Source organism: Costertonia aggregata (genome assembly GCF_013402795.1).
In the GTDB taxonomy this organism is placed as follows: domain Bacteria; phylum Bacteroidota; class Bacteroidia; order Flavobacteriales; family Flavobacteriaceae; genus Costertonia; species Costertonia aggregata.
In genome coordinates this window covers 1173114-1199566 of sequence record NZ_CP058595.1, presented here as the reverse complement: position 1 = coordinate 1199566, position 26453 = coordinate 1173114, and the positions used below count along the sequence as shown (strand labels likewise).

General features: G+C 38.1%; 29 protein-coding genes. 10 read left to right on the top strand and 19 right to left on the bottom strand.

Translation table 11 applies throughout. The features are described 5' to 3' along the window. The first annotated feature begins 10 nt into the window (after nucleotides 1-10). The 4 genes from HYG79_RS05505 to HYG79_RS05490 all read left to right on the top strand — a co-directional run bounded on the left by HYG79_RS05505 (nucleotide 11) and on the right by HYG79_RS05490 (nucleotide 3649). Complete coding sequence (locus HYG79_RS05505) at nucleotides 11-208, top strand: hypothetical protein (protein ID WP_072316413.1); 198 nt, start codon at nucleotides 11-13, stop codon at nucleotides 206-208. A gap of 433 nt (nucleotides 209-641) precedes the next feature. Then, on the top strand, nucleotides 642-1022 hold the full coding sequence (locus HYG79_RS05500; protein WP_062054296.1) for a BfmA/BtgA family mobilization protein: 381 nt from the start codon (nucleotides 642-644) through the stop codon (nucleotides 1020-1022). Nucleotides 1023-1033: 11 nt separating this feature from the next. Then, a complete protein-coding gene (mobB, locus tag HYG79_RS05495) occupies nucleotides 1034-2065 on the top strand; it encodes a MobB family relaxase (RefSeq protein WP_133642545.1) in 1032 nt (343 codons plus the stop codon). 3 nt (nucleotides 2066-2068) lie between these two features. Continuing rightward, complete coding sequence (locus tag HYG79_RS05490; RefSeq protein ID WP_133642544.1) at nucleotides 2069-3649, top strand: type IV secretory system conjugative DNA transfer family protein; 1581 nt, start codon at nucleotides 2069-2071, stop codon at nucleotides 3647-3649. Between the two features lies 1 nt (nucleotide 3650). Here the strand turns inward: HYG79_RS05490 and HYG79_RS05485 are convergent, their stop codons facing one another. Further along, nucleotides 3651-6506: a TrlF family AAA-like ATPase gene (locus tag HYG79_RS05485; RefSeq protein ID WP_133642543.1), complete on the bottom strand. Its 2856-nt coding sequence runs from the start codon at nucleotides 6504-6506 to the stop codon at nucleotides 3651-3653. A gap of 181 nt (nucleotides 6507-6687) precedes the next feature. Between HYG79_RS05485 and HYG79_RS05480 the strand changes: the two genes are divergently transcribed. After that, nucleotides 6688-8067: an RNA-binding domain-containing protein gene (locus tag HYG79_RS05480; RefSeq protein WP_133642542.1), complete on the top strand. Its 1380-nt coding sequence runs from the start codon at nucleotides 6688-6690 to the stop codon at nucleotides 8065-8067. A gap of 10 nt (nucleotides 8068-8077) precedes the next feature. Here the strand turns inward: HYG79_RS05480 and HYG79_RS05475 are convergent, their stop codons facing one another. From HYG79_RS05475 to HYG79_RS05445, 7 genes are all read right to left on the bottom strand, one after another. After that, the gene (locus HYG79_RS05475; protein ID WP_179241124.1) at nucleotides 8078-8440 is read right to left on the bottom strand and encodes a hypothetical protein; all 363 of its coding nucleotides are present in this window, start codon (nucleotides 8438-8440) and stop codon (nucleotides 8078-8080) included. Between the two features lie 7 nt (nucleotides 8441-8447). Then, on the bottom strand, nucleotides 8448-9287 hold the full coding sequence (locus tag HYG79_RS05470) for a DUF4138 domain-containing protein (protein ID WP_179241123.1): 840 nt from the start codon (nucleotides 9285-9287) through the stop codon (nucleotides 8448-8450). A gap of 31 nt (nucleotides 9288-9318) precedes the next feature. After that, complete coding sequence (gene traM / locus HYG79_RS05465; RefSeq protein WP_179241122.1) at nucleotides 9319-10248, bottom strand: conjugative transposon protein TraM; 930 nt, start codon at nucleotides 10246-10248, stop codon at nucleotides 9319-9321. Between the two features lie 33 nt (nucleotides 10249-10281). Continuing rightward, nucleotides 10282-10896: a conjugal transfer protein TraK gene (locus HYG79_RS05460; protein WP_179241121.1), complete on the bottom strand. Its 615-nt coding sequence runs from the start codon at nucleotides 10894-10896 to the stop codon at nucleotides 10282-10284. An 11-nt stretch (nucleotides 10897-10907) separates the two neighbouring features. Beyond that, nucleotides 10908-11750, bottom strand: a complete 843-nt coding sequence (locus HYG79_RS05455; RefSeq protein ID WP_133671636.1) for a hypothetical protein — start codon at nucleotides 11748-11750, stop codon at nucleotides 10908-10910. Nucleotides 11751-11752: 2 nt separating this feature from the next. After that, a complete protein-coding gene (locus tag HYG79_RS05450; RefSeq protein ID WP_445227710.1) occupies nucleotides 11753-12307 on the bottom strand; it encodes a conjugal transfer protein in 555 nt (184 codons plus the stop codon). A gap of 76 nt (nucleotides 12308-12383) precedes the next feature. Next, the gene (locus HYG79_RS05445) at nucleotides 12384-14786 is read right to left on the bottom strand and encodes a TraG family conjugative transposon ATPase (protein ID WP_179241120.1); all 2403 of its coding nucleotides are present in this window, start codon (nucleotides 14784-14786) and stop codon (nucleotides 12384-12386) included. Nucleotides 14787-14806: 20 nt separating this feature from the next. Between HYG79_RS05445 and HYG79_RS18270 the strand changes: the two genes are divergently transcribed. Continuing rightward, nucleotides 14807-15040, top strand: a complete 234-nt coding sequence (locus HYG79_RS18270) for a hypothetical protein (protein ID WP_179241119.1) — start codon at nucleotides 14807-14809, stop codon at nucleotides 15038-15040. A gap of 17 nt (nucleotides 15041-15057) precedes the next feature. Here HYG79_RS18270 and HYG79_RS05435 read toward each other — a convergent pair whose 3' ends face one another. Continuing rightward, entirely contained in the window at nucleotides 15058-15345 is a 288-nt protein-coding gene (locus tag HYG79_RS05435) for a hypothetical protein (protein WP_008610937.1), read from the bottom strand. A 189-nt stretch (nucleotides 15346-15534) separates the two neighbouring features. Here HYG79_RS05435 and HYG79_RS05430 point away from each other — a divergent pair, with 189 nt between their 5' ends. The 4 genes from HYG79_RS05430 to HYG79_RS05415 all read left to right on the top strand — a co-directional run bounded on the left by HYG79_RS05430 (nucleotide 15535) and on the right by HYG79_RS05415 (nucleotide 17580). Further along, complete coding sequence (locus tag HYG79_RS05430; protein WP_133642533.1) at nucleotides 15535-16176, top strand: N-acetylmuramoyl-L-alanine amidase family protein; 642 nt, start codon at nucleotides 15535-15537, stop codon at nucleotides 16174-16176. Nucleotides 16177-16387: 211 nt separating this feature from the next. After that, nucleotides 16388-16759 (top strand): ArsR/SmtB family transcription factor, encoded by a 372-nt coding sequence (locus HYG79_RS05425; protein WP_008610939.1) that lies wholly within the window; start codon nucleotides 16388-16390, stop codon nucleotides 16757-16759. A 12-nt stretch (nucleotides 16760-16771) separates the two neighbouring features. Next, a complete protein-coding gene (merTP, locus tag HYG79_RS05420; protein ID WP_008610940.1) occupies nucleotides 16772-17374 on the top strand; it encodes a mercuric transport protein MerTP in 603 nt (200 codons plus the stop codon). Then, complete coding sequence (locus HYG79_RS05415; protein WP_008610941.1) at nucleotides 17374-17580, top strand: GDCCVxC domain-containing (seleno)protein; 207 nt, start codon at nucleotides 17374-17376, stop codon at nucleotides 17578-17580. Before merTP ends, HYG79_RS05415 begins: the two co-directional genes overlap by 1 nt. Nucleotides 17581-17597: 17 nt before the next feature. Here the strand turns inward: HYG79_RS05415 and HYG79_RS05410 are convergent, their stop codons facing one another. From HYG79_RS05410 to HYG79_RS05365, 10 genes are all read right to left on the bottom strand, one after another. After that, a complete protein-coding gene (locus HYG79_RS05410) occupies nucleotides 17598-18260 on the bottom strand; it encodes an ATPase (protein WP_008610942.1) in 663 nt (220 codons plus the stop codon). Next, complete coding sequence (locus HYG79_RS05405) at nucleotides 18244-18996, bottom strand: hypothetical protein (protein ID WP_133642532.1); 753 nt, start codon at nucleotides 18994-18996, stop codon at nucleotides 18244-18246. The genes HYG79_RS05410 and HYG79_RS05405 overlap by 17 nt, the downstream gene beginning before the upstream one ends. A 3-nt stretch (nucleotides 18997-18999) precedes the next feature. Beyond that, a complete protein-coding gene (locus HYG79_RS05400) occupies nucleotides 19000-19284 on the bottom strand; it encodes a helix-turn-helix domain-containing protein (RefSeq protein ID WP_047550478.1) in 285 nt (94 codons plus the stop codon). Between the two features lie 299 nt (nucleotides 19285-19583). Next, complete coding sequence (locus HYG79_RS05395; protein WP_133642531.1) at nucleotides 19584-20420, bottom strand: RteC domain-containing protein; 837 nt, start codon at nucleotides 20418-20420, stop codon at nucleotides 19584-19586. Nucleotides 20421-20695: 275 nt separating this feature from the next. Continuing rightward, entirely contained in the window at nucleotides 20696-21100 is a 405-nt protein-coding gene (locus HYG79_RS18045) for a helix-turn-helix domain-containing protein (protein ID WP_228027938.1), read from the bottom strand. A 518-nt stretch (nucleotides 21101-21618) separates the two neighbouring features. Then, entirely contained in the window at nucleotides 21619-22104 is a 486-nt protein-coding gene (locus HYG79_RS05385; RefSeq protein ID WP_133642529.1) for an asparaginase domain-containing protein, read from the bottom strand. An 81-nt stretch (nucleotides 22105-22185) separates the two neighbouring features. Continuing rightward, nucleotides 22186-24156 (bottom strand): heavy metal translocating P-type ATPase, encoded by a 1971-nt coding sequence (locus tag HYG79_RS05380; RefSeq protein WP_179241118.1) that lies wholly within the window; start codon nucleotides 24154-24156, stop codon nucleotides 22186-22188. 44 nt (nucleotides 24157-24200) lie between these two features. Next, the gene (locus tag HYG79_RS05375; protein WP_179241117.1) at nucleotides 24201-24614 is read right to left on the bottom strand and encodes a Fur family transcriptional regulator; all 414 of its coding nucleotides are present in this window, start codon (nucleotides 24612-24614) and stop codon (nucleotides 24201-24203) included. Beyond that, nucleotides 24611-25249, bottom strand: coding sequence for a cation diffusion facilitator family transporter (locus HYG79_RS05370; RefSeq protein WP_133642526.1), 639 nt, complete (start codon nucleotides 25247-25249; stop codon nucleotides 24611-24613). The genes HYG79_RS05375 and HYG79_RS05370 overlap by 4 nt, the downstream gene beginning before the upstream one ends. Nucleotides 25250-25252: 3 nt before the next feature. Continuing rightward, nucleotides 25253-26449 (bottom strand): efflux RND transporter periplasmic adaptor subunit, encoded by a 1197-nt coding sequence (locus HYG79_RS05365; RefSeq protein WP_133642525.1) that lies wholly within the window; start codon nucleotides 26447-26449, stop codon nucleotides 25253-25255. Nucleotides 26450-26453: the final 4 nt, after the last annotated feature.

Sequence of the window (26453 nt, the reverse complement as noted above, 5' to 3'; positions counted from 1 at the left end):
ATCTAAAGCTATGGTATATCTCAATTTTACAGACTTGAGCGAAGAAGCTCAAAACCGACTTTTGGAAACTTCCAAAGAAGATGTGAAACGAAAATTTGGGGATAGCATTCGCAAATACGTAAAAGAAAATTATGGTTGTTTTGAAACGATGATTGAGGAAGAAGCTCTTCGGAATTTATATTCCTATACATACGTTTTCAATATATAATTTTGGCAATTTTTAAATCAGAACACCTCTGAATTTTTAGAGGTGTTTTTCTATGCAATTAATATATAGTCAAGAAAAAAACGTATCTTTATTTCGCTGAAATTCAGCATTCAATTTTACGTAAGGTTATTCACTTTTCGACTTTCGCCGATAACCGTACACATCGGAAAATAACATATCGGAAAATCATTTTCCCTGAAAATGGCAATCGGCTTTTTAGCCGGATTGTATGGATTTTTGTCACGCTTGCGCGTGACGAAAAGGAATAGCAAGAGGGTAACACGCTGCGCGATGTTTCGGATTCCTTTTCGTTTTCAAATTGCTGATAACCAGCGATTTGAATATGTTTTAAATTCTTGACAATCAACGATTTGCGACAAACGGGCTGGAAACGCCCATTTTTAGGGAAGATTTTGCGACAAATCGGCGAAATATGGACTCATTTACTGGAATTAGATTTAAAAAGGAAACCGCAAAACGTTTCCAAACTTTCTCACGCACATACTTCAAATCGCACACCGAGGCGATGTCCACGATGCTCGATTTTTTCTTCTACAACGAAATATCGCCAAAGGAAAAATTAGGACCAACAGGGCGAACCATCGAAGCTAAATTACTCAAAAGAATCAATGCGGTTATTGCCATAATGCGAGATGTAGAAAAGACACAAACCAAACCTACGGTGGCTATGATTCAGTCCCTTTTTGAGACCGAAGAGCCAACCAAAAAACCGCTGATTGTAGAAAAGAAATATGCGGAAGAAAAGAAGGAAGTCCGTTTTCGAGAAAAGCAAAACACAAGTAATCAACTTTAATTTTTTGAGCTATGTATATCACAATCACACCTCAAAAATTAGGCAACAATTATTCACAAAGTTCAGCTGATTTTGTGGGCTATTTGGAAAAGGAAAATCAAGGTTTGGAACAGCGGGATATGGAACACTTTTTTAACCACTATGGCGATGAGATTTCCGCTGAAGAAGTGGTCAAAGAAATTGATGGAAACACCGCAAAATTAAAAAAGAAAGAACCCAAGTTTTATTCGATTACGGTTAGTCCTTCAAAATATGAATTGCGAAAACTTCAGAACAATAGTCAAGATTTAAAAACCTACACCCGTGAGCTGATGAAAGATTATGTTGCCGGTTTCAATCGGGAAATAAACGGGCGACCTATAACCATCGATGACATAAAATATTATGCGAAAATTGAACACCAAAGAACATTCAAGGGAACAGATTTTCAGATTAAAGAAAACCAACCTTTTGCTACAAAAATTCTTCAGCTGAAAACCGAAATCAGAAACATTCAAGAAGGGCGAGCTGAAGGGAATATTAAAAGGATGGAAAAGGAAATTGCCAAATTGGAACGCCAAGCACCACACCAGCAAAATGACAAACGGATTGTCCAGGGAATGAAAAAGGATGGAAACCAAAGCCATATCCATATCATCGTGAGCAGAAAGGATGCTTCCAATTCGGTCAGTCTTTCCCCAGGAAGTAAACACAAAGCTTCCGAAGTTGAAATGCACGGCAAAAAGGTAAAGCGTGGTTTTGATAGAGATGCCTTTTTCGCGAAAGCAGAAAAAACGTTCGACAAAACTTTTGGCTACAAACGCAACTTTGCCGAGACCTACAAAGCAAGAAAGGATTTTATAAAAAACCCCAACTTGTATTTCGCCGCCTTGATGAAATTACCAGCGAACGAAAAAGCATTAGCGTTTAAAATGATTACCAAATCAGGATTACCGATAGTGCCAAGTATTCCAGTTAGTCAAGCACAAATTGCACTTCGGGTTTTCAAGCGGTTAAGACGTGGTGCAGAAGTGGCAATCAAATCAAGTTCAATAGGAATTTAGGGTATGGAAATAGACAATCTCATAACGATACTTTCAATTATTGCTGTGGCCAGTATCATTTCCTATGCAATGTTTCGAGTGAGCAAGTACGCACTATTCTTGAATTTCACAATGCTTTCTTGCTTGGTTATCTATTTAACCCAAGTGAACGAATTAGTATCGATATTGCTGTATCTGGTCTGCCCGCTAATGCTAATTAATATAGGGTTGTATGTCTTTCTGCATAAAACTGAAACCGTACAGAATGGCGATAGCAAGTACCGAGTCAATTTTGTAACAACCAAAGGAAATTTCAAATTAGATAATATCAAAAGGGGCGCATCCATCATCGGTTCTGCCGGAAGTGGAAAGACCGAAAGTGTAGTATATGGATTTTTAAAACATTTCTGGAAAGAGCGCTTTTGTGGAATCATTCACGACTACAAGGATTTTGAATTAACCGAAATGGCGTATCCGCTTTTCAAGGATAGCGATATTCCGTTTAAGGTCATTTCCTTTGATAAAATCATCCATAGGGTAAATCCTATTGCGCCACGCTATTTAGAGAATGAGGAAAGCGTAAATGAGGTTTCAAGGGTGCTGATTGAAAACCTTTTGGAACAAAGGGAAAGCGGGACTACTGGAACAACAAAATTCTTTAACGATGCCGCTGAAGGCTTGATAGGTGGATTGATTTGGAAACTGAAAACCGACTATCCCAACTACTGTACGCTTCCACATTTGATAGCCATTTATCAAATACTCGATACCGATAGCCTTATCCAATTTCTGGAAACCAACACCACATCGAGAGCAATGGCAGATGCATTTATTAGCGGTAAGGATTCAGATAGACAGACAGCTGGTGTTAAAAGTACTCTGGCAAATGCGCTAAAACGAATTAGTACACAGCGGATTTTTATGGCACTATCCGCAGATGAAGTGCCATTGAATATCAATAGCGAGGAAAATCCTGCAATCATTTCTGTAGTGAACAACCCTAAATATGAAACATCCTATTCGCCAGTAATTGCCACAATCATTCACACCATTACTAAACAAATGAGTGTAAGAAATTCCAAACCGTCATTCCTGTTGATGGAAGAAGCACCAACGATTCGCCTGTTGAATATGCACCGAATTCCGGCAACACTTAGAAGTTATGATATTGCCACCATTTACGTAATGCAGGATAAGATTCAGAACGATATGATGTACGGCGACAAGGCAAGCAAAGCGATTTTGAGCAACCTATCCTACCAGTTCTTTGGCAAAGTCAACGACCCAGACACCGCCAAATACTATGAGCGCTTTTTTGAAATCATCAAAGACCCAACCAAAAGCATCAGCCGAGGCCATAATCTCGATTTTGATACGCGAATCACAACGGGCGAAAAAGAAATCCCGAAAATTAGAGCAGACGTTTTCTTTCGATTAAAACAGGGCGAATTTATAACCTATGCTGATGGTAAGGATAAGAAAGTGCAGTTTAAATTGTCAAGAATTCAGCGGCAGCTTCCTGAAGAATCCAAGCAATTTTCTCAGGCGGATTTAGCGGCTAATTTTGAGCGGGTTTATGATGAGGCGAAGTCTATATTTAGTTAAATTAAAAGCCGTATTTATCCTTTCTAAGTCTAAATGCCTTTTCACCACCTTCCATTACTGAAGTAATTTCGTTTTTTATTTTTTTCCTATCAATTGCGCCTTCAGCTTTTATAACACCTCTGGTTTGCGAGCTTGCATCTTTATAATCACAGCATATTACTAATTCAGCGTCACCATTTACAACTAAGTTGGCGTTATGGCTTGTGAAAATCAACTGTCTTTTCTTTTTAGCATTCCAAATGTTTTTGATTATTGCATCAATCGCTCGGTTATCAATGTCATCCTCTGGCTGGTCTATCAATAAAGGTATTCCTGGTTGATTAAGTAGAACTGTAAGAAGTGCAGTAGCTTGTTGTCCAGCAGATGCATCTCGAAAAGGAATTTCGTCCCCAAGCTCATTATTTGTTGTATAAAAGAATTCTGGATTGAATTCCAATTCCGTTGCTGTTAATTGCAACCAATCATCAGTAGAAATTTTGGATTGAATTTTTAGCTTATGGTCTTCAGAAAATCCTGCTGAATCCAAAATTGGTGTTGCAGGTAAATCTTCTGGATTATCTTCATCCAGCTTGAATTCAGCCAATAGTCGTAGTTCTTCTGAAACAGCTATAAATTGGGTAATAGGGTCTGCTTTACTGCGAATATTTTCCAACAATGCATCTATTCGTTCTTCCCTAATTCTTGTTCCTTCAAGAATAGAACGAAATTTTTCTTTGAAATTTGCAAGATTGATGTTCTTAGTGACTATTGCTTTTATAAGGTTGTTTGACAAATCCGTAAAATTTGTTGCTTGGTCGTTCAAGACACCGACTTTTTCAATGTGTAAGTTTTTCCATTCTTCATTATGGATGTTATAATCAACTTCAGGATTTCCAAGCTTTTTAATAACAGATTTTCTTTCGGCAACTAAACTATTGATTTCAGCCAGACGGTCTTCCAGCTTTTTTATGTTTGATAATTGCTCTTGACTTGATTGAGATTTGCCCTTGGCTGCCTCATATTCAGAATTGAATGCGGCTTCCTTTTTTTCCCATTCTTCAATAATTTCATTGTATGCCTTCAATCCACTTTCACTAAAGACATCCTTTAATTTTTGAACAGCATCGTTGATGTTCTTGAATTTTGAATTGATTTCGGTATCAAGTTTAGCTATTAATTCCTTGTTTTCGACATCTTCAAGGAAAGGCTCAATAGGTTCTGGGTACAACTTCAATAGTTCAAGAAGTTCATCTGTTTTGGAATCAAAAAGGGTCAGTTCAGATTCAGTATTTTCTATAATTGTCTTTTCTAACTCAAATTTTGATTTTTTATCAATCGTTTTTTGGTCGTCTTCCGAAATACCTTTTAAGGATTCACGAATACCCTTAACCTGTCCTTTAATAGAACTACCTTCAATATTAAAATTGGCAATCTCGTTCTGTACCTTTTTCTTGCGCACCAGTTGGTTATAAGCATTTTTTAATTTAAGATTTGTTTCATCTAACTTATATGAGATACGCTCTAAGCTGCTTTTTATAGGTTGCTCTATGAATCGTTTAAGTTCTTCAGTCTTAACACCTACATCACTTAGTTGTTTCTGACTGTATGATTGGATGGGCAGTACCTTACGGATATCCTCTTCACTAACTTTTTGAAATTCCCCATCCCCAATCTTCAAAAGTATTTCCCTGCTTGAAGAATTTCTTTTAACGATATGCCGTACATCATTTTTGACCATTGTTATTCTTACCTCACCGCTAACAGCGGTTAAGGTTTTCTTTATCAGAGTATCTCGACGATTCTGAATGATATCCAGCTCTTGGTAGTTGCCAATTTTTACGGTTTGGTCGCATAGTCCCCATCTGATGTATTCCAATATGGTTGACTTGCCCGTTCCTCTTCCACCTATAAATGCATTATATTGACGATTGAATCTAATATTAAAACTTCCCAAAAATTTTGAGTTTGTAACATCGATTGCTTCAATAAATATTTGTGGCATTTCTGGTTCGGCTTGGGATATTCTGGATTCCTTGGCTAAACACGCCTGTCTAATTGCCTCTGCAGTAGGTTCTGCCCATTTTACCCAAGTAGAATATTTTCCAAACTCACGTCCATCTTCATACCTATTATCAGATGTGGATACAAGACCTATACTTTTATTACCATAATTTACATCACCACCATTAATTTTATTTTGATATCCAGATTCAGACGATATTTCTTTATCGACATAACCGCCAACACAGGGCATTTTAATATAATGCTCTTGGAAACCTTGGCGTATGATTGAATGCTGACCACCTTTACCAACATTTGGAAGAACGATATACCTACCTTTACAATAATTTACTTCATCCAAGATTTTGTGAAGCTGGGAAAGGTTGCTGATGACTTCTTGAGAAATTCTTTGAGTTTGAACTGTCTGTTTATCATATTTGTCTGTAGCCTGAATACCGAGAAAATTGAGAACAGAATTAAGACGTGCATCTTCGAAATCAGCATCAAAAATAATTATGACCTGACTGGCTGGATTGGAAAGACTAAGTTCAATACCCGGAAATACTGTTACAATTTTTTCTGGTTCGCCCATTAATTCGTGTATTTCGTTCTGCTCTTTGGCGACTTTTCTCAAATGCTGGACGAAGACCACATCGTGATGGTCAGTCATTGCGATAGCATTGATTCCAGCACTACTGATTTTATCTAAGTATTCCTTGCAAAATTGTTCGCGATTCTCGTCGATTTGTTGCTTTTCAGCTTCTGATAAATTTGCTATTTGTTCAGCGTTTACACCAAAACGAACACCTGTCCAATTAATATCTCTTGGACTGTGTACTTGAAAATCACATCTATAAAATTTTGCGCCTTTATCCATAAAATATAGTTTTTACAACCACCAAAGGTAATTAACATATTCAGGATTTTAACATTTCAAAGCAGTTTAGTTTTAACAAACATTTTCCTGCATTCGGTATAACTGTAATCTTATTGTAACCGTTTATATCTATTCCCACAATTTAATATCATTATCTTTACTGTCCGATTTTAATTAAATAATGACCGAAACAAACCGCATAGAATACAAACGAGAACTGTCCGATGGACTTGAAAAAGAGGTCATTGCTTTTTTGAACTATCGTGAAGGCGGCATTATCTATATCGGTATTGATAAGGAAGGGAACACTTACGGTCTGGCTGATGCGGATGGCGACCAATTGAAGATTAAGGATAGATTGAAGAACAATATCCGTCCTTCAGCTTTGGGTTTGTTTGATATTGTGAGTGAGGAACGAGATGGTAAAAACATCCTGAAAGTTATTGTGGCGAGCGGTCCTGAAAAACCCTATCATCTCAAAAAATATGGGATGAGTGAAAAGGGTTGTTTTATTCGCTTAGGTTCAGCAGCTGAACCGATGCCACAAAAAATGATTGACGAGCTCTTTGCCAAGCGCACCCGAAATTCCATCAGCAAAATTAAAGCGGGTCGTCAAGATTTAAGCTTTAGCCAGTTGAAAATCTACTACGAGGAATCGGGTCATACCCTTGGTAAAGCTTTTGCAAAGAACTTGGAACTATTGACCGAAAACGGCGCATTCAATTATGCCGGCTATCTCTTGGCAGATAAGAATAACACTTCAATTAAAGTAGCCAAGTATTCGGGCAAAACCCGAACAGACTTGATAGAAAGCAACGAATATGGTCACGAATGCTTAGTAAAAGCGACAAAACAAGTCATTGATAAAATTGCCGTAGAGAACCGAACCAACACAAAAATAACGGCCAAAGAAAGACAACAAGCCAGCCTTTGGAATCCCATCGCATTGCGCGAGGCCATCATCAATGCCTTTGTACATAATGATTATACCAATGAGATTACCCCAAAGTTTGAAATCTTTGCTGATAGAATTGAAATCACATCGGCAGGCGGTCTTCCGGAAGGATTGAGCAAACAGGAATTTTTCGAGGGCTTTTCAGTTCCACGTAACAAAGAACTGATGCGGATTTTTAAGGATTTGGAACTCGTGGAACAATTGGGTTCTGGCATCCCTCGTATTTTGGAACACTATGGCAAAGAGAGTTTTGGCTTTTCAGATAACTTCCTTAGAATGACTTTTAACGCTAAAGAAACTGCTGTTGAAGAAGGTGGTCAAATAGGTGGTCAAATAGGTGGTCTAATGGGTGGTCAAAAAGGTGGTGTAATAGGTGGTGTAATAGGTGGTGTAATTGATGCGACTGAAGCTCTAACTAAAAGACAAAAAGAAGTTCTTAAACTTATTGCGGCTAATCCTTCCATAACCTATAATGAAATAGCTGAAGCTTTGGGTATTAATGAATCTGCTGTTGGTAAGCATATTACAGCTATCAAAAATAAAGGCTTTTTAACGCGTCAAGGCGATACACGAGGTTATTGGGAAATCAATCTCGATAAAAATTAAGAAAAATCTTTTAAAAAGGTCCTTTTTCTCTTGGTCCTTTACTGGTCACTTTCCATTGACCGTTTTCTTTAGTCAGTTTAAAAATGCCTGTTTTTCCATCATAGGTCGTGCTGTATTTTACCCAGGCAAGTTCGCCATCAACGGCTTCGTCTAAAATTTCTACCTTGATATCTTTATCAGAATCTGGCATCATATTCTGTACAGTAATCAAACTGGCATAGCCTTCAGAAGTGGTATGCTTTTTTAAGGCTGATTCATCTTTTGAGAAAAAGCTTGACGCAACAACTTTGGCAGTTTCAGAAGGGGATTTTGTTGTGCTTTCTGAACAAGAAAGGAACAACAATACGAGCGAGCAAATGACTAATTTTTTCATAACAGTACTAATTTGGGTTATTGATATATCTATGCGATAATTTCATTTCAATGTTTCGTTCGCCATCTTTTTCATTCAATTCCAAAATTGCCCTGCGGTCATCGGATAATGAAAATTTGGGCAACACATAAACAAATCGAGCCATTTCATTTTCCTTGATTTTGGACGGCAGATTATGTTTATATATCGGTTCTTGATATAGTCGTTGCAACGATTTTCTTTTCCCTTTTTGTCTCGTTTCAATAGACAGGTTCAAGAAATTCAAATCGTAGTCTAACGTAGAATTATTTTCAATCTCGATAACGAAATAGAGTTCATCCTTATCAAAAACAATGTTCTCTACGGTCAAGATAATACCTTCGTTTCGTTTCTTGATTCGCGCTATGCGCTGTTTTCTATTGAGAAGATATGAGCAGAATTTCTGGTAATAATAGGTGCTGTTATCTACAAGTTCTTCAGAAGATTCAACAAGAACCGAATTCTTTACAATCGGCTTTTCATTACCGATACTATTGGATAGCGGAATGAAATAATTGAGCTTAGAAAGCTGTTTTTTATACCTTACAATATACGAAAAAATCGAACCATTTCTATTGACTACCAGTAAATTACTTTCCTTTCCAGGGGTTGCTTGAAGAAGCCCAAAATACTGTTCTTTTTCACGGTTGTAGGTAAATACAAAATTATCTGAACCGGTTATGCCTTGCCGTATGGGTTCTGGGAAGAATAGCGCAACGTTCTTGGTGTCGTTTGCATAAATGGTGTCGAGTAAATGAGTGGTTTGTGCTTTTACTTTTGCGAAAGCGGAAATAAACACAAGGACTATTATTATAATTGAATTTTTCATAAGAGTGAAATTTTAATTGCCCATTATGGGCTCATAACTTGGGTTTTAGAATGAGTTTATAATTGTTCAGTACCGTAACTTTTACATTTCGGTTGCTACGCCTAAGCACCTTTGTAACACCACCCACCTGCGGTACTGTGGGTATGTTGATGTCGCCAATAATATCGTCCAAGACTTCGGTGGTGGCTTCTGCCCTAAAATTATTCTGTACGTAGATGCCTTCGCTTCCATCAGATAAATCAAAAGCTTTAAGTTTTGTGGGATGATGCTTTATGTTTTCAATTTCAATAAGCGCCCGATTAGGCTGAAAGCTTATAAATCCAAATACAGGTGTGTTCTTAGGCATTTCTTTACCGTTTATTGTTGCCGATTTGGTCAGGCGCATTCGTAATCTGGTGTTTGCTTTTACAACTTGGTCGCCATCGACGACTACATAAATAGTCTCGTCTGTATTACCTATGATTGAAACTTCATTGGGTTTAGGCGCAGCAGCGAAGAACAATTGATGTTCCAAGCCCAGTTCTTTCGCTTGAATTTTTTGTTCCCTTTTTACTTCAGCAGAATCGATTGTTGGTATCGCTTTGCGAACAGTTCTTTTCTGTCCCAAGTTTTGGTATCGCTTTTCTGAATATTGAATCTTACCCGCTTCATAGATGCTATCTACGATACGCTCTTTTTCGCGTTCCGGAAGATCTGGGTCGTAAAATCCCAAGGAATCAATCAACTTTTCATCATAGATGCTGGGCGCATTGTTTTCACGTACTTTTTTCAAATCGTTAATCGCATCCAGTTTGGAATCGTACTCTTTTTGGTCTTCTTCCAAATCTGGCACTAAGGTCTGCTTAAGATTTTCAGTTTCACTTTCATCATCGCCCATTACCATTACCGAATAGGAAATAAGGAATATGAAAATCACGGCCAATATCGCTGCAAATACTATCTTGTTTTTTTCTACTTTCATAAGAGTGAGTTTTTAAGTGCCGATTATCGGCTTTCAACTTTCATCGTTTAGTTTTTTTAGAGTGTTCTCGAAATAGTTGGTAATCAAAAGTCCGTGTGGATTGTTGGGAAAGTTTCGGTCAACCATAATCAAGTTTCCGGTGGAAACCAATTCGTAAGTGTCGATGATTGTGCCTCTATTGATTTCAAAAATGGTAGTCGTTGTAAAACCATACGAGCCATTATTTTCAGATATCCGTGAATCGATACTCAGAACTTTTTGAACTAAGGAATACTGAAGCAATCTGTTGTAAACACCATCGGCTTTTTTCTGGCGGTAGAGATTGTCCACGGAACTATTGCCCAACCACAATGCCTTTTCCAAGTTTCGTTCGTAGTTGCTGGCATCGATGTTATAAAAGTAGTTATGGAACAGATCCAAATGTGCTAAAGCTTCAACCCGAAAATTTTCTTTCTGGGTCACGAGCTTCAGCGGAATTATACTGCCATCGGTATTGATGGCAAAGGCGCTATTGAGCGCTTTTTGATTGGTGTTGAATACCATCCAAACTGAAAATGTACTGGACAGCAACGCACACACAACAACCGCCAAAACGATAAACCGATTCAGTTTTAGGACGTTGTAAATATTCTTATATGGTGTTTTCATTCTGAATGGATTTAGTTGGTAAAGAGTCTGAGTGTAAAGGACGTGGCACGTTTGTATAGCTTGAATTTCAGGAAAACAATAAATCCAACCGACCCAAGCTGAACAACTGGTGCAAAAAAGCCTTGACCTGTATCGGTTCCAAACAAATTGACCCAAAAATTGGTGTTGATTTCCGTGTATAGTGCATTCACAAAAACATTTACTAAAAAGAAGGCAGGTACTAACATATAGACCGCAGCATAAAGCTTGAAGAATGTATAAGCTAACGAACGGAACTTTTCAAAGACTGCAAGGCTAATGACCAAGGGAAAAAAAGTTTGCATTATTCCGAGTAGAAAAAAGCGTTCTGCCAAAAACAATGGATAAATGAACAAATCTAATATCCAGAGGAACAAGCTAATGATGAATGCAAATATTTTGAATCCGTAAAGCGGTGTGACCAAGGCTTCATATAATAATGTCATAGCAGCTTGTGCAACCTCGATGATACTTACATCTTCTTCTATGGGAATATCCTGCATTTGTAATGGCAATAAGGCTGGTGCTGTGCCACGATATTGTCCTTCAATAGCCACCAAGATTCCATCGAAAAAGCCTAACACCTGTGTCGAGAATATGACCAAAATGACAATGGCAAAATTCTTGGCAAGTTCGCCTGGACTCAATCCCCAAGTGTAACCATCCTTATCTGCAATGCCTTCATTGTATTTTTTGAGAATGTTGACCAGAAAGAACAGGACAGCGAGCGTTTTCATTCCCGCAATCGTATATTGCGAAAAGTCGCTGGCCTGTATGGTCTGGAAAACGGTATCTATATATTCCAGCCCAATTCCTAAGAGAATGGTCGCCGTCATTTTTAGTATTCGGTTTCTCGGTTATTGACTTTATCCTGCATTTTTCTGAAGGAAATAATATCACGATAGCGTTTTGTTTTTGTAGTGATGTTGGAAACCATTTGTTTGGATTCCTTCTCTTTTGCTTTAAGAATTTCAGCACGTTCGGCATCGCTCATTTTTAGGTAATCGCTGGATAGGACTTCATCGATAAAATCTACCGTGTCCAATGAATTTTGAACTATGGCATCGAAAGATTCCACAACCCTTGAAACTTCATCGGGTTTGATGTAGGGCGAATTCAAAATATCCTGCAAATCATTTTGCATTACGTTGATAAGACGCTGATTATTCTGTCCAATTTCCTCAACTGCTCTCAGTTGCTCAACAACGCTTGATACTTTCTCTATTGCCTCTTTTGCATCTTTTAGGAATTTTACAGACTTAATCATCTGAGCTGTCTGTTTACCTGATTCTATAAGTTGTTTTACCAAACTGATAAAATTGGTGTTGTCATAAGTGGGCATTCCTTGTGCGGTAGCATTACCTGACATAAACAAGGTCAGGGCTACAGTCATTACTAAAATTTTAATTTTTGTTTTACTCATTGTAAAAAAACTGTTTTGGTATTCGTGAATCTTCGATTTCATAATATTATGTTTTAGATGTGAATTGAATTATTGCTTTTTGCATATCGTGATGCTCGTTGTAGAGCTTCATTATTTCTTCATTTTCCTGTCCATCGGTCAAGTAAGCTGCATATACTTCCTTCGGAACTTCGAGACGGAAAATATTGCTTTCTCTACCTATCTTAATAAACATTTCGGTGTACTTGCGTGGACCGGAAAGATTGTTTTTGATTGATTTCAGTTGGTTAAGGTCGTGGCTGGATAAGTTGAGCCTTTTGACCAGTTCATCATATCCTTTTTCATTGTTCAGACTATAAATGACTTGCGTGTTTTCGAGAATACTCGCAGAAGTTGAATTGTTCGGAAGCTGATTTATGGATTGCAGAATAATCCCAATCGCACCATTTTGTTTACGGATGGCTTGATAGTAGAATTCTACACTTTCCAGTACGTTTTCAAACTTTAGTTGTTTGGCAAACTCATCAAATAGGATGATACCCTTTTCAGCTCTGTTTTTCCAAATCGTTCTTTGGATTGCGGACTTAATGAGCTTGAGCATCACGGACAGGATTTCCTTGTTGTCCTTTACTTCATCCAGTTCAAAAACTATCAAACGTTTGTCCTCGATTTTGTAAGTCTGGTCCTCGCTTACTTCAAACAGAAAACTATATAGACCATCGCCGACATATTCGGACATTACGTGCAAAAAGCTCGTGACATTGAAGTAGTCGGGATGGATTTTTAGGGTGTCCAGAAGGTCTTTCTGATTCCTTTCTATAAAACTGTAAAAACCATCCAACGAGTGATTTTCTGAAGTGCTATCGTAATAATGGCGCAGTATTTTTTTGACCGATACTGATTGTGCTTTGGTCACTTTTAAATCCGAAACAAATAACTCAAACAAAAAGACGGATAGGTCTTCCAGTCGTTCAGGTGTGAGGTCATTAGTATCACTTATATAAAATGGATTGATACCTAAGTTTTTTCCACTTTCGTAGCGAAGCACGGTGTATTTTTCAGGATAGAGTTTGGCAAATTTGGTGTAGGATCCACCGAGGTCTATGATGACCAAGCGAACGCCGTTCTCAAAATATTGGCGCAATATGTTATTGGCCAAAAAAGACTTGCCCTCGCCTGTTGGCGCAAAAATGGCGAAGTTTCTTGCCTTGATGCGTCTCTTCTTTTCATCCCAAACATCCTTTAAAACAGGAATGTTATGCTCACGGTCATTAAAGATGATTCCGGTGTTATCACTTTTGTAATTGGTGTTATTTATAAACAGACAGAGCGCGTGTTTTAAATCGGTTACATATAAATCGTTGTTTGAGAAATTGGAAGAGAAACAGCAGTAACTATTTAGGATATAATTCTTACGTTCTTCGCCTCTTGGATAATACGGGATGATATCCAATTCCTTAAATTCTGTTTTGATTTTTGAGGTTATTTTATCGAGCTCTTTAGCTTCCTTTGCCCAATAGACAATATTGAGATGACCACGAATAATTCGGGCATTATCATCGGCATTGATTTGGTCGAGAATGTGCTGGATTTTGCCAAGCACTACTTTATTCTGCGAACCAAAATTTGAACTTTTGTTCAGTTCTTCAATTTTCTTATCCAATAGCTTGCGCCACTTCTGTTTGTCATCTAAATACAAAATTTGATTAACAATATGATTTTCGTTAAGCGTAAGCCCTATGCCATCAATAAACCCTTGATGAAACACAAAATCGTCTGAAGTGAATTTCTCATTGGTTTTGCTACTCTGTACACTTTCGCCAAAGCACAGTTCACTATTGATGGCAAGGGCATCAAAATGGTTTTCGCCAATATTGACGTTTGTCTTATCCAGTAAAATATCAGTATCATAGCCTTCATTAAAGCCGTTGAAATAGGAATTAGTCAGTTGTTGTATTTCTTCCGCTTTAAGCGAAACAAAATCCATCTTTCGGCTATTGTTGATAAAGGAAACCGAATCACTTACTGAGTTTGCGAAGCTCTTTATGTTATCATCCAGTTCCTGTACGATACCTTTTGAAACCTTTCTGAAAGGGTTGACATATTTAGGATTGTTGAGCGCCTTATTTTTAGTCAAGATGAAGAACAGATAGCAGCTGTGCTCGATATGTCCACGACCTTTAAAATGCTCGTGGGTAGCTTTTTCCAAAAAGGTGGAATTCGGAAGTTGTTCTGAAGTATAAGATTTCTTCAGGTAGATATCTTGTTTGTGAACAACGGTTCCGACAGGCAATGACTTCAAAGCTTGAAACCAAGCACCGTGCATATCCTCAAAATCCCTTTCAGATAAGGAATAGATTTCTGGTAGATTACCTTTGTAGCACAGAATAACATTGCCGTTGTTGGCAAATACGATATTGTCCTGAATATCTACGATGGGTTGATATGCCGAAAGGTTAATCTTGTTCATAATCGAAGCCTGAATTTCTTTTGTTACTGATAATTTTTGGAAAAGCCTTAGCCATTTGGAATAGTTGCGGATTGTGGGTTATTCTTGTCAAAGCCACATATAGGGAAGCATTGAAGACCAATACACCTATTATTATCCCAAAGCTGAAAGAGAAGATGATGATGAGCAACGAAGCCAAAACGGAAACCATCATTAAGGCAAACAGGGAAATTGGCAGCCCAAATATGACTGCCCTTTTCCTGATGTTTTTATAGACCTCGAACCGTTTCATTTATACTACGATTCCTATTAAGTATGTGAAGATGCCCACAACTGCGCCAGCAATCAAAACAAATACAAGTACTCTGGTAATCCCTTTTTTAAGGTCAGCATTTTCGCCAAAGAAGTGTCCCGCATTAAAAAGGAAGCCTACCAAGAAGATGACACCTAATAAAATTGGAAATATGGTCCTGATGGTATCGCCTACATCGTTAACGGAATCTTCAATGCCACCAATTTGAGCAAAAAGCGAAGTGGATAAGAGCGAAAGAATTGATGCTAAATAGTGTGATTTTTTCATATCGGAAAAGTTTAAATTTTTAGTTCATTTTCGTTATTGGAAATTTACATATATTTGAATATAAATAACTGAAAATCAAATATCTGTGAATAAAATATTATTTGATATAGATTGAATTCTGTTGCTGTTATTTGACATCAAATCCTATGGATTTTTGAAGTGAAGTTGTTGATAACCCGAAAATTGAAAATGAAAAAAGTGCTCAAAAACGTCAGTTTTGTGATTTTGTTTCTAAAAATGTGTGTCATTTTTGGACAAGAAACGGATGCTCAAAAACGAATTGTTATTGACGTTGGACACGGCGGAAAAGATTCTGGTGCAATTGGTATAAATGGCATCCAAGAAAAGGATGTGGTTTTGTCCATTGCAAATGCCATTTTAAAGCTGAATAAAGAAATGGATAAGCCTTTGGATATTTATTTGACCAGGTATAGTGATACGCTTATTTCTTTATCAGACAGAACAAAGCTGGCCGAAGCCTTGAATGCTGATTTGTTTGTGTCTTTGCATTGCAATCATTCCGATAATCCAGATGCGAGAGGTATAGAGGTTTATGCTTCAAGAAAACAAAAGGAATTCTCAAAAGCATCGGTTCTTATAGGTTATCAAATTGAACGAGCCCTTTGTGAAGCCATTGCTTATGAAAGTCGAGGTGTGAAGTTTGCCAACTTTCAGGTACTTGGGGAAACTGTTGAGTATTGCGCCTCATTACTATTGGAATTGGGTTTTTTGAGCAATAAAGATGAAGGCAGCTATATTTTGGATAATAACAATATTGAACGCATTGCACTATCGATATTATTATCCATTCAAAAATCAATAGAATTATGAAAGATATTTTTTTAGAGTTAACGAAGAGCTTGAAGGACATTGTTTTACAATGTGTTTCAGAAGTTATTTTACTGTACAAATCCTTTAGAAGTTAGATTACCTAAGTTTATTATCTACACATTATAAAAAACAATTTATTCAATAGTGTATTTAAGTATTTGCTTAAATAATATAATAATGATATATTTGTGGCCACTTTAAATCAAAAAAGATGAGCTTGGAAATAACCTGTACACGGAACGAAGCAGACAAGAAGCAAATATCGAGATGTAAGGAAACCATAGAGAATTCTTCAGGTAGCTTAGAAGCAATAAGCAAAATTTTGTCTCTTGCGGGAAGCGAGGTACGACTGAAAATTCTATTTCTATTGAACATAGAGAATGAACTGTGTCCTTGCGATATTGCTGACATTCTTGAAATGAGTGTTCCTGCCGTATCCCAACATATCCGTAAAATGAAGGATGCGGGAATTATTACATCGAGACGTGAAGGGCAAACATTGTATTATTCGCTGGTAAAGAGTGAGGACAATGTTTTGAATGGAATTTTCAATTCAATTTCAGCAAGAAAGAAAACAGCTTAGAAAGTTTACATTATGGCACCGAATAAAACTTCAAATACCGCGGCCTATACCGGCATTTTTACCGCAGTTGCAGCATCAATATGTTGTATAACCCCTGTCTTGGCATTAATTGCTGGAACAAGCGGAATTGCATCTACATTCTCTTGGGTCGAGCCATTTAGACCCTATCTTATCGGCTTGACCATTATTGTTTTGGTCTTTGCCTGGTACCAGAAACTACGACCGAAAACACAGGAAGAAATAGATTGCGCCTGTGAAGATGATGCGAAACCATCGTTTTGGCAATCCAAACGGTTCTTATTGATAGTAACACTATTCGCCGCATTGATGCTGGCCTTCCCGTACTATTCCAATCTATTTTATGCACAGCCCGCCAAGGATATCGTCTATGTCTCTCAATCCAATATCAAAAAACAGACTTTTGAAGTCGCTGGAATGACCTGTGCAGGTTGTGAGGCACACGTAGAAAGCGAAGTCAATAAATTGGACGGAATTATTTCTATCAAAGCCAGCTACGAAAATGCTAATACCATAGTGGAATTTGACAAGACCAAAACCGATTTGCCCACAATCCGAAAAGCTATAGAAAGCACGGGGTACAAAATAATAGAATAATGAAGATTCAATTAAAATCTACGATTACCTGTCCAGAATGCGGCCACAAAAAGGCTGAAGAAATGCCAACCACCGCCTGTCAATTCTTTTATGAATGTGAGAATTGCAAAACGGTTCTGAAACCAAAAGAAGGGGATTGTTGTGTATTCTGTTCTTATGGTACTGTGGCTTGTCCGCCGATTCAAGAAAATAAAAATTGTTGTTAAAAAGCCATACCTTAAATTCACTTCCGTTTATCCCCAGCTTTAGTATCAAAAGCAATCAAATTAAAAAGTTCTCGCATTCGGCTACGCACACGATTACCATAGCGTTCTTCCAGTTCTTCAGCATTGAGATTGGTTGTGGCGTGCGTCTTGATTTTGTGTTTGGTTTGTAAGTAAAGCTCGTATCGGGATAAGAGCACTTCGCCCATTACGTTCAAATCCTTTCCGTAGAATCTACCAGATGGTTCCACACCTAAATCATCAAAACAGTAAAATTTGGTATTACCATACTCTTCAACCGTTTTAAACCCAAGATGGTTGAAACTGAAGGTTACATTCCGGCAGGGAATCATTTCGTAAGGTCTTTGTAGTGGAACCAAATGGCGCAACAATTTCATCAAACTGGTTTTGCCGCAGCCAACGGGTCCGGAAAGTAGAATGCCTTTGTCAATGTCAATACCATAAGTCTCACAGTTGTCTTTATCCTTGATGAAGTAGGAACAGAGCTTCAGCAAAATATCCTTGTCTTCATCATATATCCTAAACTTTTCGCCAAACAAAAGTTTGCCTTTGGCATTCAGGTAAATCAAGATTTTTGGAAAATCATAGATCACACTTTTACCATCAAATTTTCCGAGCGAATATTCCACGCCACCTTCGGTTATTTTAGAGGGGTTGTCCATAATCTTTGTTTTTAGTGGTTCGCAAGTTGTCCTTGATTTGGGACGCTTGTTTTTTGTTTGGTTTGTTTTCCTCGTCGAATATTTCGGTTCTGTCCATCCAGTTGATGGCTACGGCTCGCCAATCTCTGATTTCCTTGCCATCGCCAGTTTGCCAATTTCTGGTCTGGTAATGCTCATAGAATTTTTTAGCTTCATCAGCATCAAAACCTTTTTCTTCAAAAAAAATAAAAACGGCCTGCCAGCCCTTTGGTTGTTTTATATAGTTTTCTTGTTTGATATTGTTTGTATTAGATACCAATGCTTGTCCATCTATGGGACGGTGCTGGTTCGCAACCTGTCCATTTTTGGGATGGTGGTGTCCCTCAAGCGGTACACCTCTGGGATGGTACTGTTCCGCAAGCTGTTCTAAAATGGGATTGTACTGTCCCACAACCGGTTCATCGCTTGTCCCAATAATGGCCATCTTTATTTTGCTGCCTTTGTAGGGATTGTTGGAAGGGAAATAGGTTAAGTATTGCCAAGAATCTAACTCGACGATGCATCTGTGATATGTAGACTTAGAACCTATTTTAGCACATCGCATCAAATCGCGACGGTTTACATAAAATTCATCCATAAAGCGGCAACTGTTCCATTCTTGGAATAGCGCCATATACAAACTGATATGGGATGGGTTAAGGCGGTCATCAAAATAGAACTTTTCAAAAGCCGCATTAAGTAGCTTTATATAGTTCATCGCTTAAGAATTTAGACCGTGGTGCACACGGTTGGCATCCATAACTTTTTGAATTTCCTCGGTATCGTAATAGATAATGCCACCCACCTTGGTGTATGGTAATGTGCCATTGATACGAAGATTTTGTAAAGTGCCTGGACTTACTTGTAGCAAGTCCATAACCTCAGAAGATTTGAGGTATTTTTTGAGTTTCCCGCTGGCTTGTCTGGTAAGTAATTGTTTAATGTCATCGAGCAATTCCATTTTGAATTCCCGAAGGTCGTCTGTGGTAATAATACTTGTTGGCATAATAGAACGGTTTTAAAAGAAAGGGACTATCTGGGTTTATGATTTTAAATGATAGTCCCTGACCTGATTTGACTTTCGTTCTACAAATTTGAATAGGTTTATTGGATTTTATTCCCCAGTACGACCGTACTACGGTCAAAATTTAACATTTTGAAATTTGATGGGTTTTGTAGTATTATGGTGCTTCTAAAGTGGAAACGGTGTGCTAAATCATATCAAATTATATGAAGACGCCTTCCAAAATAAAAAGACCGTAGGTCAACCGTAGTACGGTCTTTTGTTAACAGTAAAATAGCTTGTTATTCTTCGCTTTTGTCCATTTCTATCAGTAACGAGGTGGAAAGCTCATCGAGAAATAGTGTCCTACTGTTCTTGCGGTTTTTGATGTCCTGATAGGTTTTGTAGATGTCCTTTGGCTCAATATCGAAAAGCTGTTGCATTTTTTTGGAAACCTGCATTATGGCTTGATTATCCTGTTTGCCCAATCCCTTTGAGCAGAGTGCATAAACGAGTTCAACATAATCTGTATTTGAAAATGGCCAATGTATCTTTTCAATTGGTTTAGCACCATTTAATTTGCCGTTCAATCCTTTCCGAATTCGATGCTTTTTTTCATCCAAATATATCACTAACAAATCATACGCCTTGTATTTGCCAAGTAGCATATCCCTTGGTGTGCAAAACTCTGGGTCTTGAAAGTAAAATTTGGAAGTTGTTATATGGAATGTTTCGAGATAATCTCTGGTGTAGTATTCCTTGTCAAAATGGGTAGCACCGGAATTTACATAACGTCCAAAATCGATATTGTACAGGAAAAAGCGATTTATTTTGCTGATTTTCTTTTTAATCGATTTTAGTTGGGCATCCTTATCGCCCTTTGGAAGTTGAATCTCAAAGGAATGTATTTCTGAAAAGTAGATGAGCCTTATAAGAGGAACCTGCTTTACCTTTTTAAAGAAATTTATTTCATCTTGTATCGTCTGAAATTTAGTGTCAATGATTTCCTTTTTGTAAGAACTCAATAGTTTGCGACAGGCTTTGATGGAAAGATATGCCTGTTCTAAAATATTTCCATTCTGAATTTTAAACTCATCCAGATCCTTTAATAATTTTTTTGATTGTAATTGCGAATTCATAAGCAGGAACTTTAACGTTGTAAACCATAGAAATGGGATTTAGTTGATACGATTTATTGGTGGTTGTCATAGTCCTACAAAATGATGTAAATGAAAGTCACGGAACATAAAATTTGTGGCTCATTGTTGTATTTTAGGGAACTATGTGTAAAGTAGCTTTACTTTGTAATTGTACAAGGAAAACGTGCCGTATATAATTACGGAATAGTCCGTATTTTTCTACGGATTATTTGTTAGGTACTGCAAATAGTGGTTTTTATATAAACTCAATTTACTTACTTTTTCTTCCGAAATCGCTTCAAAAATTCACGCCTATTCTTTACGCCCGTTTTTTTGAAGATATTTGATGCGTGTTTTGATACGGTACTTTCTGCAATGAATAAATCTTTGGCGATGTTTCTGTAGCTTAAATTACTTAAAATTGACAAAGCCACTTCGATTTCTCTACGGGTCAAATCTTCATAGATGATTTTGCGCTCGACCGATTCGTCACGTTGTTTTTTCTTCAACGCAAAGACCTCATACATTCGGTTATTGTTTTCTATGAAGTACAAATACCTATCTGCTTCAATGGCGGTTATGGCAAAGAAAGCCAAGTTCATTACGGTAAATGTTATCCATTGATAGTCGCCGATGACTGTGCAGATAGGTAACAGGGCAATACTTGCTACACTTACCATTGAGAGTTTGTTTCGTCTTACTATGAAAGGATTTGGATTGCTGGGATTCGATATGCGACGATAGAAAATAAACAGAAAAACAAAAGCGACAGCAGATATAGGAATGGTAAATAGAAAACGTGCAGAATTAAGTGAATCTGTCAGGAAATAAGGGATAAGAAACAGCACTACAAAACTCACGCTTGCGAGTATAGCAAGGTTTCTTATGGATGAGTTGAATTTTAAAACGACAATATCGTACTCTTTGTAGAGATAATAAACGATATAAACACACAAGGCGATGGCAACACCATAGGTAATAATATACTGCAAAATAAAAGGACCTGGGAAGTTGTCAATTGGTAAAAAACCACCAGTAGCATTATAAGCAACAAACAAGATTCCGAGGTAGAGGAAACGCCTTAGACTACTACGCGTTTTCTTTCTGGAAAAGTAGAGTGTAAGCAATACTATGAACGTATCTATTAATAGATAGAAAAAAGTCGTCCAATGTATCGAAGTACCAAACATCTATTTTACTACTCATTGCGCTCAAATTTGTTGGTTTCTAAATTCTTGGAAACATTGTTCCAATTAAAAATTTGTCCGTTCATAGCAATATAAACATCCGGTTTTAGAAGCTGTAAAGAGCTAATTGCATACCCTAAATTAAATGGTGCATCTGTCTCTGCAGATGAACCTAATATGAAAGCCCCAACCAAAACGATTGTTTTGTTCAAATTGAGTTTTCCTATATATTTTGCAGTATCTTCCATTGTGAAAGTACCGTGGGTAATCAGTATCTTAGTCGCATTAGTTTCCTTTATCTTGCTCGCCAACAACTTTCTGTCATCATCTGTTATGGCACGACTGTCTTTTTTGAAAACACCTTCTATGGTATATTCAAAATTTATATTTGCTTTATCCAAAAAATCTTCAATCCCTACGTCGGATGACATTATACCACTATCATCAATATAGTCCAGCCCCTCGATTGTGCCACCTGTTGTGAAAATGTGAATCATTGATTAAGACTTATTCTGACTTATAAAGATAGCTTTAATTTATTTGAAACTACTTTCATTTGCTCGGCCGTAATAAGCGTTCTAAGAATCCTGCCACTTCATTTTCTGCAATCTGACGGCATTGAGGATAGCAAGCAGCGCAACACCTACATCTGCAAAAACGGCTTCCCACATTGTTGCGAGACCACCTGCCCCGAGAATGAGGACTATAACCTTTACACCAAAGGCAAGCCCAATATTCTGCCAGACAATTCTTCGCGTTGAACGACCAATTTTAATCGCTCTTGCAATCTTACTGGGTTGGTCGGTCTGTATGATAACATCGGCTGTTTCTATAGCAACGTCGCTACCCAAACCACCCATTGCAATACCTACACCACTTGCTGCCAAAACGGGTGCATCATTAATACCATCACCAATAAATGCAACTTTGGTTTCGGGTTGCTTTTTGAGCTCTTCCACCTCATTCAGTTTATCTTCGGGTAACAACCCACCTTTTGCCCAATCGATGTTCAGCTCTTTTGCAACCTGTTGTGTAATTGAATCTTTGTCGCCTGATAGCATTATGATTTTTGAAATCCCTGCATCTCTAATTTGTTTAATGGCTTGGTGCGCATCATCCTTCAATTCATCTGCAATGGTTACATAACCTGCAAAATTTCCATCAATGGATACCATTACGATGGATTCTACAATACCATCTGTTTCTGAAGGAACTTCTATGTTGTTTGAAGTCATCAAAGCTTTGTTGCCTACCAACACCGTTTTCCCATTAACTGTTCCCTTCAATCCCTTTCCAGCAACCTCTGAAACATCAGTCGCTTCATAATCCGAACCGTCTGCTTTGTATTCGAGAATCGCTTTTGCAATAGGATGGGTAGATTGCTCTTCCATTGCCATCAAGTACTTCATAAATTCGGCTTCCTCAAATGTGATGGAATTGATTTCTTTGATTTTAAAAACCCCTTTGGTAACGGTTCCTGTTTTGTCCATTACGACCGTGTTTACTTGGGTCGTTGCATCTAAAAAGGATGCACCTTTAAAAAGAATACCATTGCGCGATGCCGTACCCAAACCGCCAAAATAGCCGAGAGGAATAGAGATGACCAACGCACAAGGACACGAAATCACGAGGAATATCAATGCTCTATATAGCCAATCCCTAAACACGTAGTCATCTACAAAAAAGAAAGGTAGGAACGTAAGTCCGATGGCGAGGAATACAACAATAGGCGTATAAATTCGTGCAAATTTTCTAATGAACAATTCGGTCTTTGATTTTCTGGCAGTTGCATTTTGCACCATATCCAGAATTCGTGCAATGGAACTATCCTTAAATTCTTTAGTGGTTTCAATCTCGATTACACCATCAAGATTTATGCTTCCTGCAAAAACAGTATCACCTTTAGCAATCGTATCAGGTTTGCTTTCGCCGGTCAAGGCAGCAGTATTAAAAGAACCCTTTTCAGAAAGCAGAATACCATCAAGCGGAACTTTTTCGCCTACACGTACCTGTATCTTTTCACCGATTTCAACAGTCTCGGGATTTACTGAAACAAAGTCGCCATCACGATAAACCAAAGCTTCATTTGGTCTTACATCGAGTAAGGCTTTTATATTTCCTTTCGCACGGTTAACGGCCGCATTTTGGAAGAGTTCGCCCACAGCATAAAACAGCATTACGGCAACACCTTCGGGATATTCGCCAATGGCAAATGCACCTAAAGTGGCTATGGACATTAAGAAGAATTCCGTAAAAAAATCACCATTTTTAATACTTTTCCAGCCTTCTCTTATCACCGGAAAACCAACAGGGATATAGGCTACCGTGTACCATACTACGCGAATCCATCCTTTGAAGAAAGGAAACGCATCAAAGTAATCAATAGCGATTCCTGCTATCAACATCACAAAGCTGAAAATAGCTGGTAGATAGGTTCTAAAATTTGAAATTTCTTCAGGGCTGCTATGGTTATGGCCGTCATCGTGACTGTGCTCGCCTGAATGCTTATTAGTGTCTATATCCCGTAGGTTTATTTTTTTCTTTTTCATATTGTAAAATTCTTTAAATTAAGTATGCAACGGAAGTACATTGATTATCCACTACACTTCTCGCAAATACCTTTGAGCACCAAATTGGCATCTTCGGCGACATAACCATCGGGTAAGTTGATATGCGGGATTTTTTGTTCCGTTAAACAAACCGTTTCGTCACAGTTAGTGCAATGAAAATGCAAGTGCAAATCTTGTTCAAGTTCACAGTTGCAACCCGGTTCGCACAATGCAAATTTCGAAATATGGGTGCCATCATCTATCTGGTGTACGATACCTTTTTGCTCAAAGGTTTTGAGGGTGCGGTACAGAGTAGTCCTGTCCGCTTTCGCGAAAACGTTCTCGATATCCGTGAGCGCAACCGCAATTTCTTTTTCGGCCATATACTTATAAATCAATATGCGCATTGCCGTGGGGCGAACCCCATTGTCATTCAATCTTTTTTCTATTTCTTTCATTTCTTATCGATGCTGTTTTTGATTTTTTGTGCCTTGGAAAATGCTTTCAAACCCTCTTTTGCCGCATATGGCACTATCAACAATGCCGCAACGGGGTCGGCCCACCACCAGCCCAGCCATTTCACGAGCAATAGGCCTATTAGTACTACTACGGTTTGATATAGACAGATAAAAGTATCCTTGGCATCTGCAAGCAGAGCAGGGCTATCCAGTTTATGTCCGTACTTTCTTTTGTAATAAATCAAAAATGGATTTACCACTAAGGAAACTATCAGTATACCAATACCCACCGTAGACCAAGATGCCGTTTCTTGACTTATTAATTTTGAAATAGAATCATAGGATATGAAAATGCAGATGAGGGCAAAGGATATTGCGATGACATAAAGGGTTGTCATTTTTCTTTGCTCTACACGCTTTTCATCCAGACCCTTGATTTCGCCGTGCAATCGCCAACCGAGCGTTCCTGCACTAATGACTTCGATGGTGCTGTCCAATCCCCAGCCTATTAATGCTGAACTGTTTGCCGTGAATCCGGCTATAAGCGATACGACCACCTCGATAATGTCATAGATGACATTCCATATCTGAAGCGTTCTTGCTTCCTTTAAATTTTGTTTTCTTTTTTTGTCCATTTTTTAATGTCCTTCTTCCTCGTTTTCCCCTTTTTTCATTTCTGCCATTAAGTAGTAGGCGTTATTAAAGGCATACTTAGTATTTGGTTCTTGTTCCATTAGAAAATCAATGGCAATCCAATCGCCATCGTGAGTTCCTTTTATGATTTCCACGGGCATAAACTTCCAATCCTCGCCTTCCTTTTTTGCTGAAAACACAAAGGACTTTTCGCCATCGGCTGCAATGGCACTTTCAGGAATAGCCGTGGTCATTGTATTGTTGGTTTGGATGCGCCCTTGAATATACATTCCTGGTATCAGGTTGCCTTCCTTGTTCTCGATTTCGGCGTGTACGTGTATCGCTTTGGGGTTCTGCTCAAAAGTTTTTCCTACGGAATAAATTTCCGCTGTCAGTTCCTTTCCCGGAATGGATTGGACATTGAACCGCACGGTTTGTCCTTCCTTTACTTTGTACACATCCTTTTCAAACACCATCAAATCGGCGTGTACGTGATGGGTGTCCACGATTTCCATTAGGTCGGTTTGAGGTTCTACATATTGTCCTGTTTTAACCTCTACTTTTTCCACAAAGCCTTGAATAGGACTTCGTAGCGCAACCCTTTGATAAATAGTGCCATTTCTCACACCTGATGCACTAACATTTAATTGTTGTAATTGTGCTTCCAAACCGTTCACCATACTTCGGGAAGCTTGATATTCCGCTTCTGCTTTTTGGAAATTGGCACCGCTGCCCACACCTGCATCATAAAGAGTTTTTTGGCGTTCGTATTCCTTTTTGAGAAACTGACTGTTACTATATGCATTGAGGTAATCCGTCTGTTTCTGAATAATATTGGGATGTGACAGATAGGCCACCGTCTGACCTTTGTTGACCTTATCGCCCTCGATGACCTCTATAGAAACCACGTTCGCACCCACTACTGTAGTGATGGTCGCTTCATTTTGTGGCGGAACTTCCAATTGACCGTTCGCTTCTACGTATCCGCTCATATTGCGCTGGGCAAGCGTATCGACTTCCATTTGTAGGACATCATACTGTTTAGCAGTAAGTGTTACTATTTCATCTTCTTTAGAGTGATTTTCTTCTGTTTCTGAATGTGTTGCATCATCGTGGTCGCTTTCGGTTTTTGACTCGCCACAACTAATTATTGTCAATGCCATAAGCATTGCGGTAATCGGTATATATTTTAATTTTTTCATCTTT

Bases quoted from the DNA above. Each gene is read 5' to 3' on its own strand.
- HYG79_RS05505 (WP_072316413.1), top strand. From the start codon at position 11: ATGGTATATCTCAATTTTACAGACTTGAGCGAAGAAGCTCAAAACCGA.
- HYG79_RS05500 (WP_062054296.1), top strand. From the start codon at position 642: ATGGACTCATTTACTGGAATTAGATTTAAAAAGGAAACCGCAAAACGT.
- mobB (WP_133642545.1), top strand. From the start codon at position 1,034: ATGTATATCACAATCACACCTCAAAAATTAGGCAACAATTATTCACAA.
- HYG79_RS05490 (WP_133642544.1), top strand. From the start codon at position 2,069: ATGGAAATAGACAATCTCATAACGATACTTTCAATTATTGCTGTGGCC.
- HYG79_RS05485 (WP_133642543.1), bottom strand. From the start codon at position 6,506: ATGGATAAAGGCGCAAAATTTTATAGATGTGATTTTCAAGTACACAGT.
- HYG79_RS05480 (WP_133642542.1), top strand. From the start codon at position 6,688: ATGACCGAAACAAACCGCATAGAATACAAACGAGAACTGTCCGATGGA.
- HYG79_RS05475 (WP_179241124.1), bottom strand. From the start codon at position 8,440: ATGAAAAAATTAGTCATTTGCTCGCTCGTATTGTTGTTCCTTTCTTGT.
- HYG79_RS05470 (WP_179241123.1), bottom strand. From the start codon at position 9,287: ATGAAAAATTCAATTATAATAATAGTCCTTGTGTTTATTTCCGCTTTC.
- traM (WP_179241122.1), bottom strand. From the start codon at position 10,248: ATGAAAGTAGAAAAAAACAAGATAGTATTTGCAGCGATATTGGCCGTG.
- HYG79_RS05460 (WP_179241121.1), bottom strand. From the start codon at position 10,896: ATGAAAACACCATATAAGAATATTTACAACGTCCTAAAACTGAATCGG.
- HYG79_RS05455 (WP_133671636.1), bottom strand. From the start codon at position 11,750: ATGACGGCGACCATTCTCTTAGGAATTGGGCTGGAATATATAGATACC.
- HYG79_RS05450 (WP_445227710.1), bottom strand. From the start codon at position 12,307: ATGACTGTAGCCCTGACCTTGTTTATGTCAGGTAATGCTACCGCACAA.
- HYG79_RS05445 (WP_179241120.1), bottom strand. From the start codon at position 14,786: ATGAACAAGATTAACCTTTCGGCATATCAACCCATCGTAGATATTCAG.
- HYG79_RS05435 (WP_008610937.1), bottom strand. From the start codon at position 15,345: ATGAAAAAATCACACTATTTAGCATCAATTCTTTCGCTCTTATCCACT.
- HYG79_RS05430 (WP_133642533.1), top strand. From the start codon at position 15,535: ATGAAAAAAGTGCTCAAAAACGTCAGTTTTGTGATTTTGTTTCTAAAA.
- HYG79_RS05425 (WP_008610939.1), top strand. From the start codon at position 16,388: ATGAGCTTGGAAATAACCTGTACACGGAACGAAGCAGACAAGAAGCAA.
- merTP (WP_008610940.1), top strand. From the start codon at position 16,772: ATGGCACCGAATAAAACTTCAAATACCGCGGCCTATACCGGCATTTTT.
- HYG79_RS05415 (WP_008610941.1), top strand. From the start codon at position 17,374: ATGAAGATTCAATTAAAATCTACGATTACCTGTCCAGAATGCGGCCAC.
- HYG79_RS05410 (WP_008610942.1), bottom strand. From the start codon at position 18,260: ATGGACAACCCCTCTAAAATAACCGAAGGTGGCGTGGAATATTCGCTC.
- HYG79_RS05405 (WP_133642532.1), bottom strand. From the start codon at position 18,996: ATGAACTATATAAAGCTACTTAATGCGGCTTTTGAAAAGTTCTATTTT.
- HYG79_RS05400 (WP_047550478.1), bottom strand. From the start codon at position 19,284: ATGCCAACAAGTATTATTACCACAGACGACCTTCGGGAATTCAAAATG.
- HYG79_RS05395 (WP_133642531.1), bottom strand. From the start codon at position 20,420: ATGAATTCGCAATTACAATCAAAAAAATTATTAAAGGATCTGGATGAG.
- HYG79_RS18045 (WP_228027938.1), bottom strand. From the start codon at position 21,100: ATGGTAAGTGTAGCAAGTATTGCCCTGTTACCTATCTGCACAGTCATC.
- HYG79_RS05385 (WP_133642529.1), bottom strand. From the start codon at position 22,104: ATGATTCACATTTTCACAACAGGTGGCACAATCGAGGGGCTGGACTAT.
- HYG79_RS05380 (WP_179241118.1), bottom strand. From the start codon at position 24,156: ATGAAAAAGAAAAAAATAAACCTACGGGATATAGACACTAATAAGCAT.
- HYG79_RS05375 (WP_179241117.1), bottom strand. From the start codon at position 24,614: ATGAAAGAAATAGAAAAAAGATTGAATGACAATGGGGTTCGCCCCACG.
- HYG79_RS05370 (WP_133642526.1), bottom strand. From the start codon at position 25,249: ATGGACAAAAAAAGAAAACAAAATTTAAAGGAAGCAAGAACGCTTCAG.
- HYG79_RS05365 (WP_133642525.1), bottom strand. From the start codon at position 26,449: ATGAAAAAATTAAAATATATACCGATTACCGCAATGCTTATGGCATTG.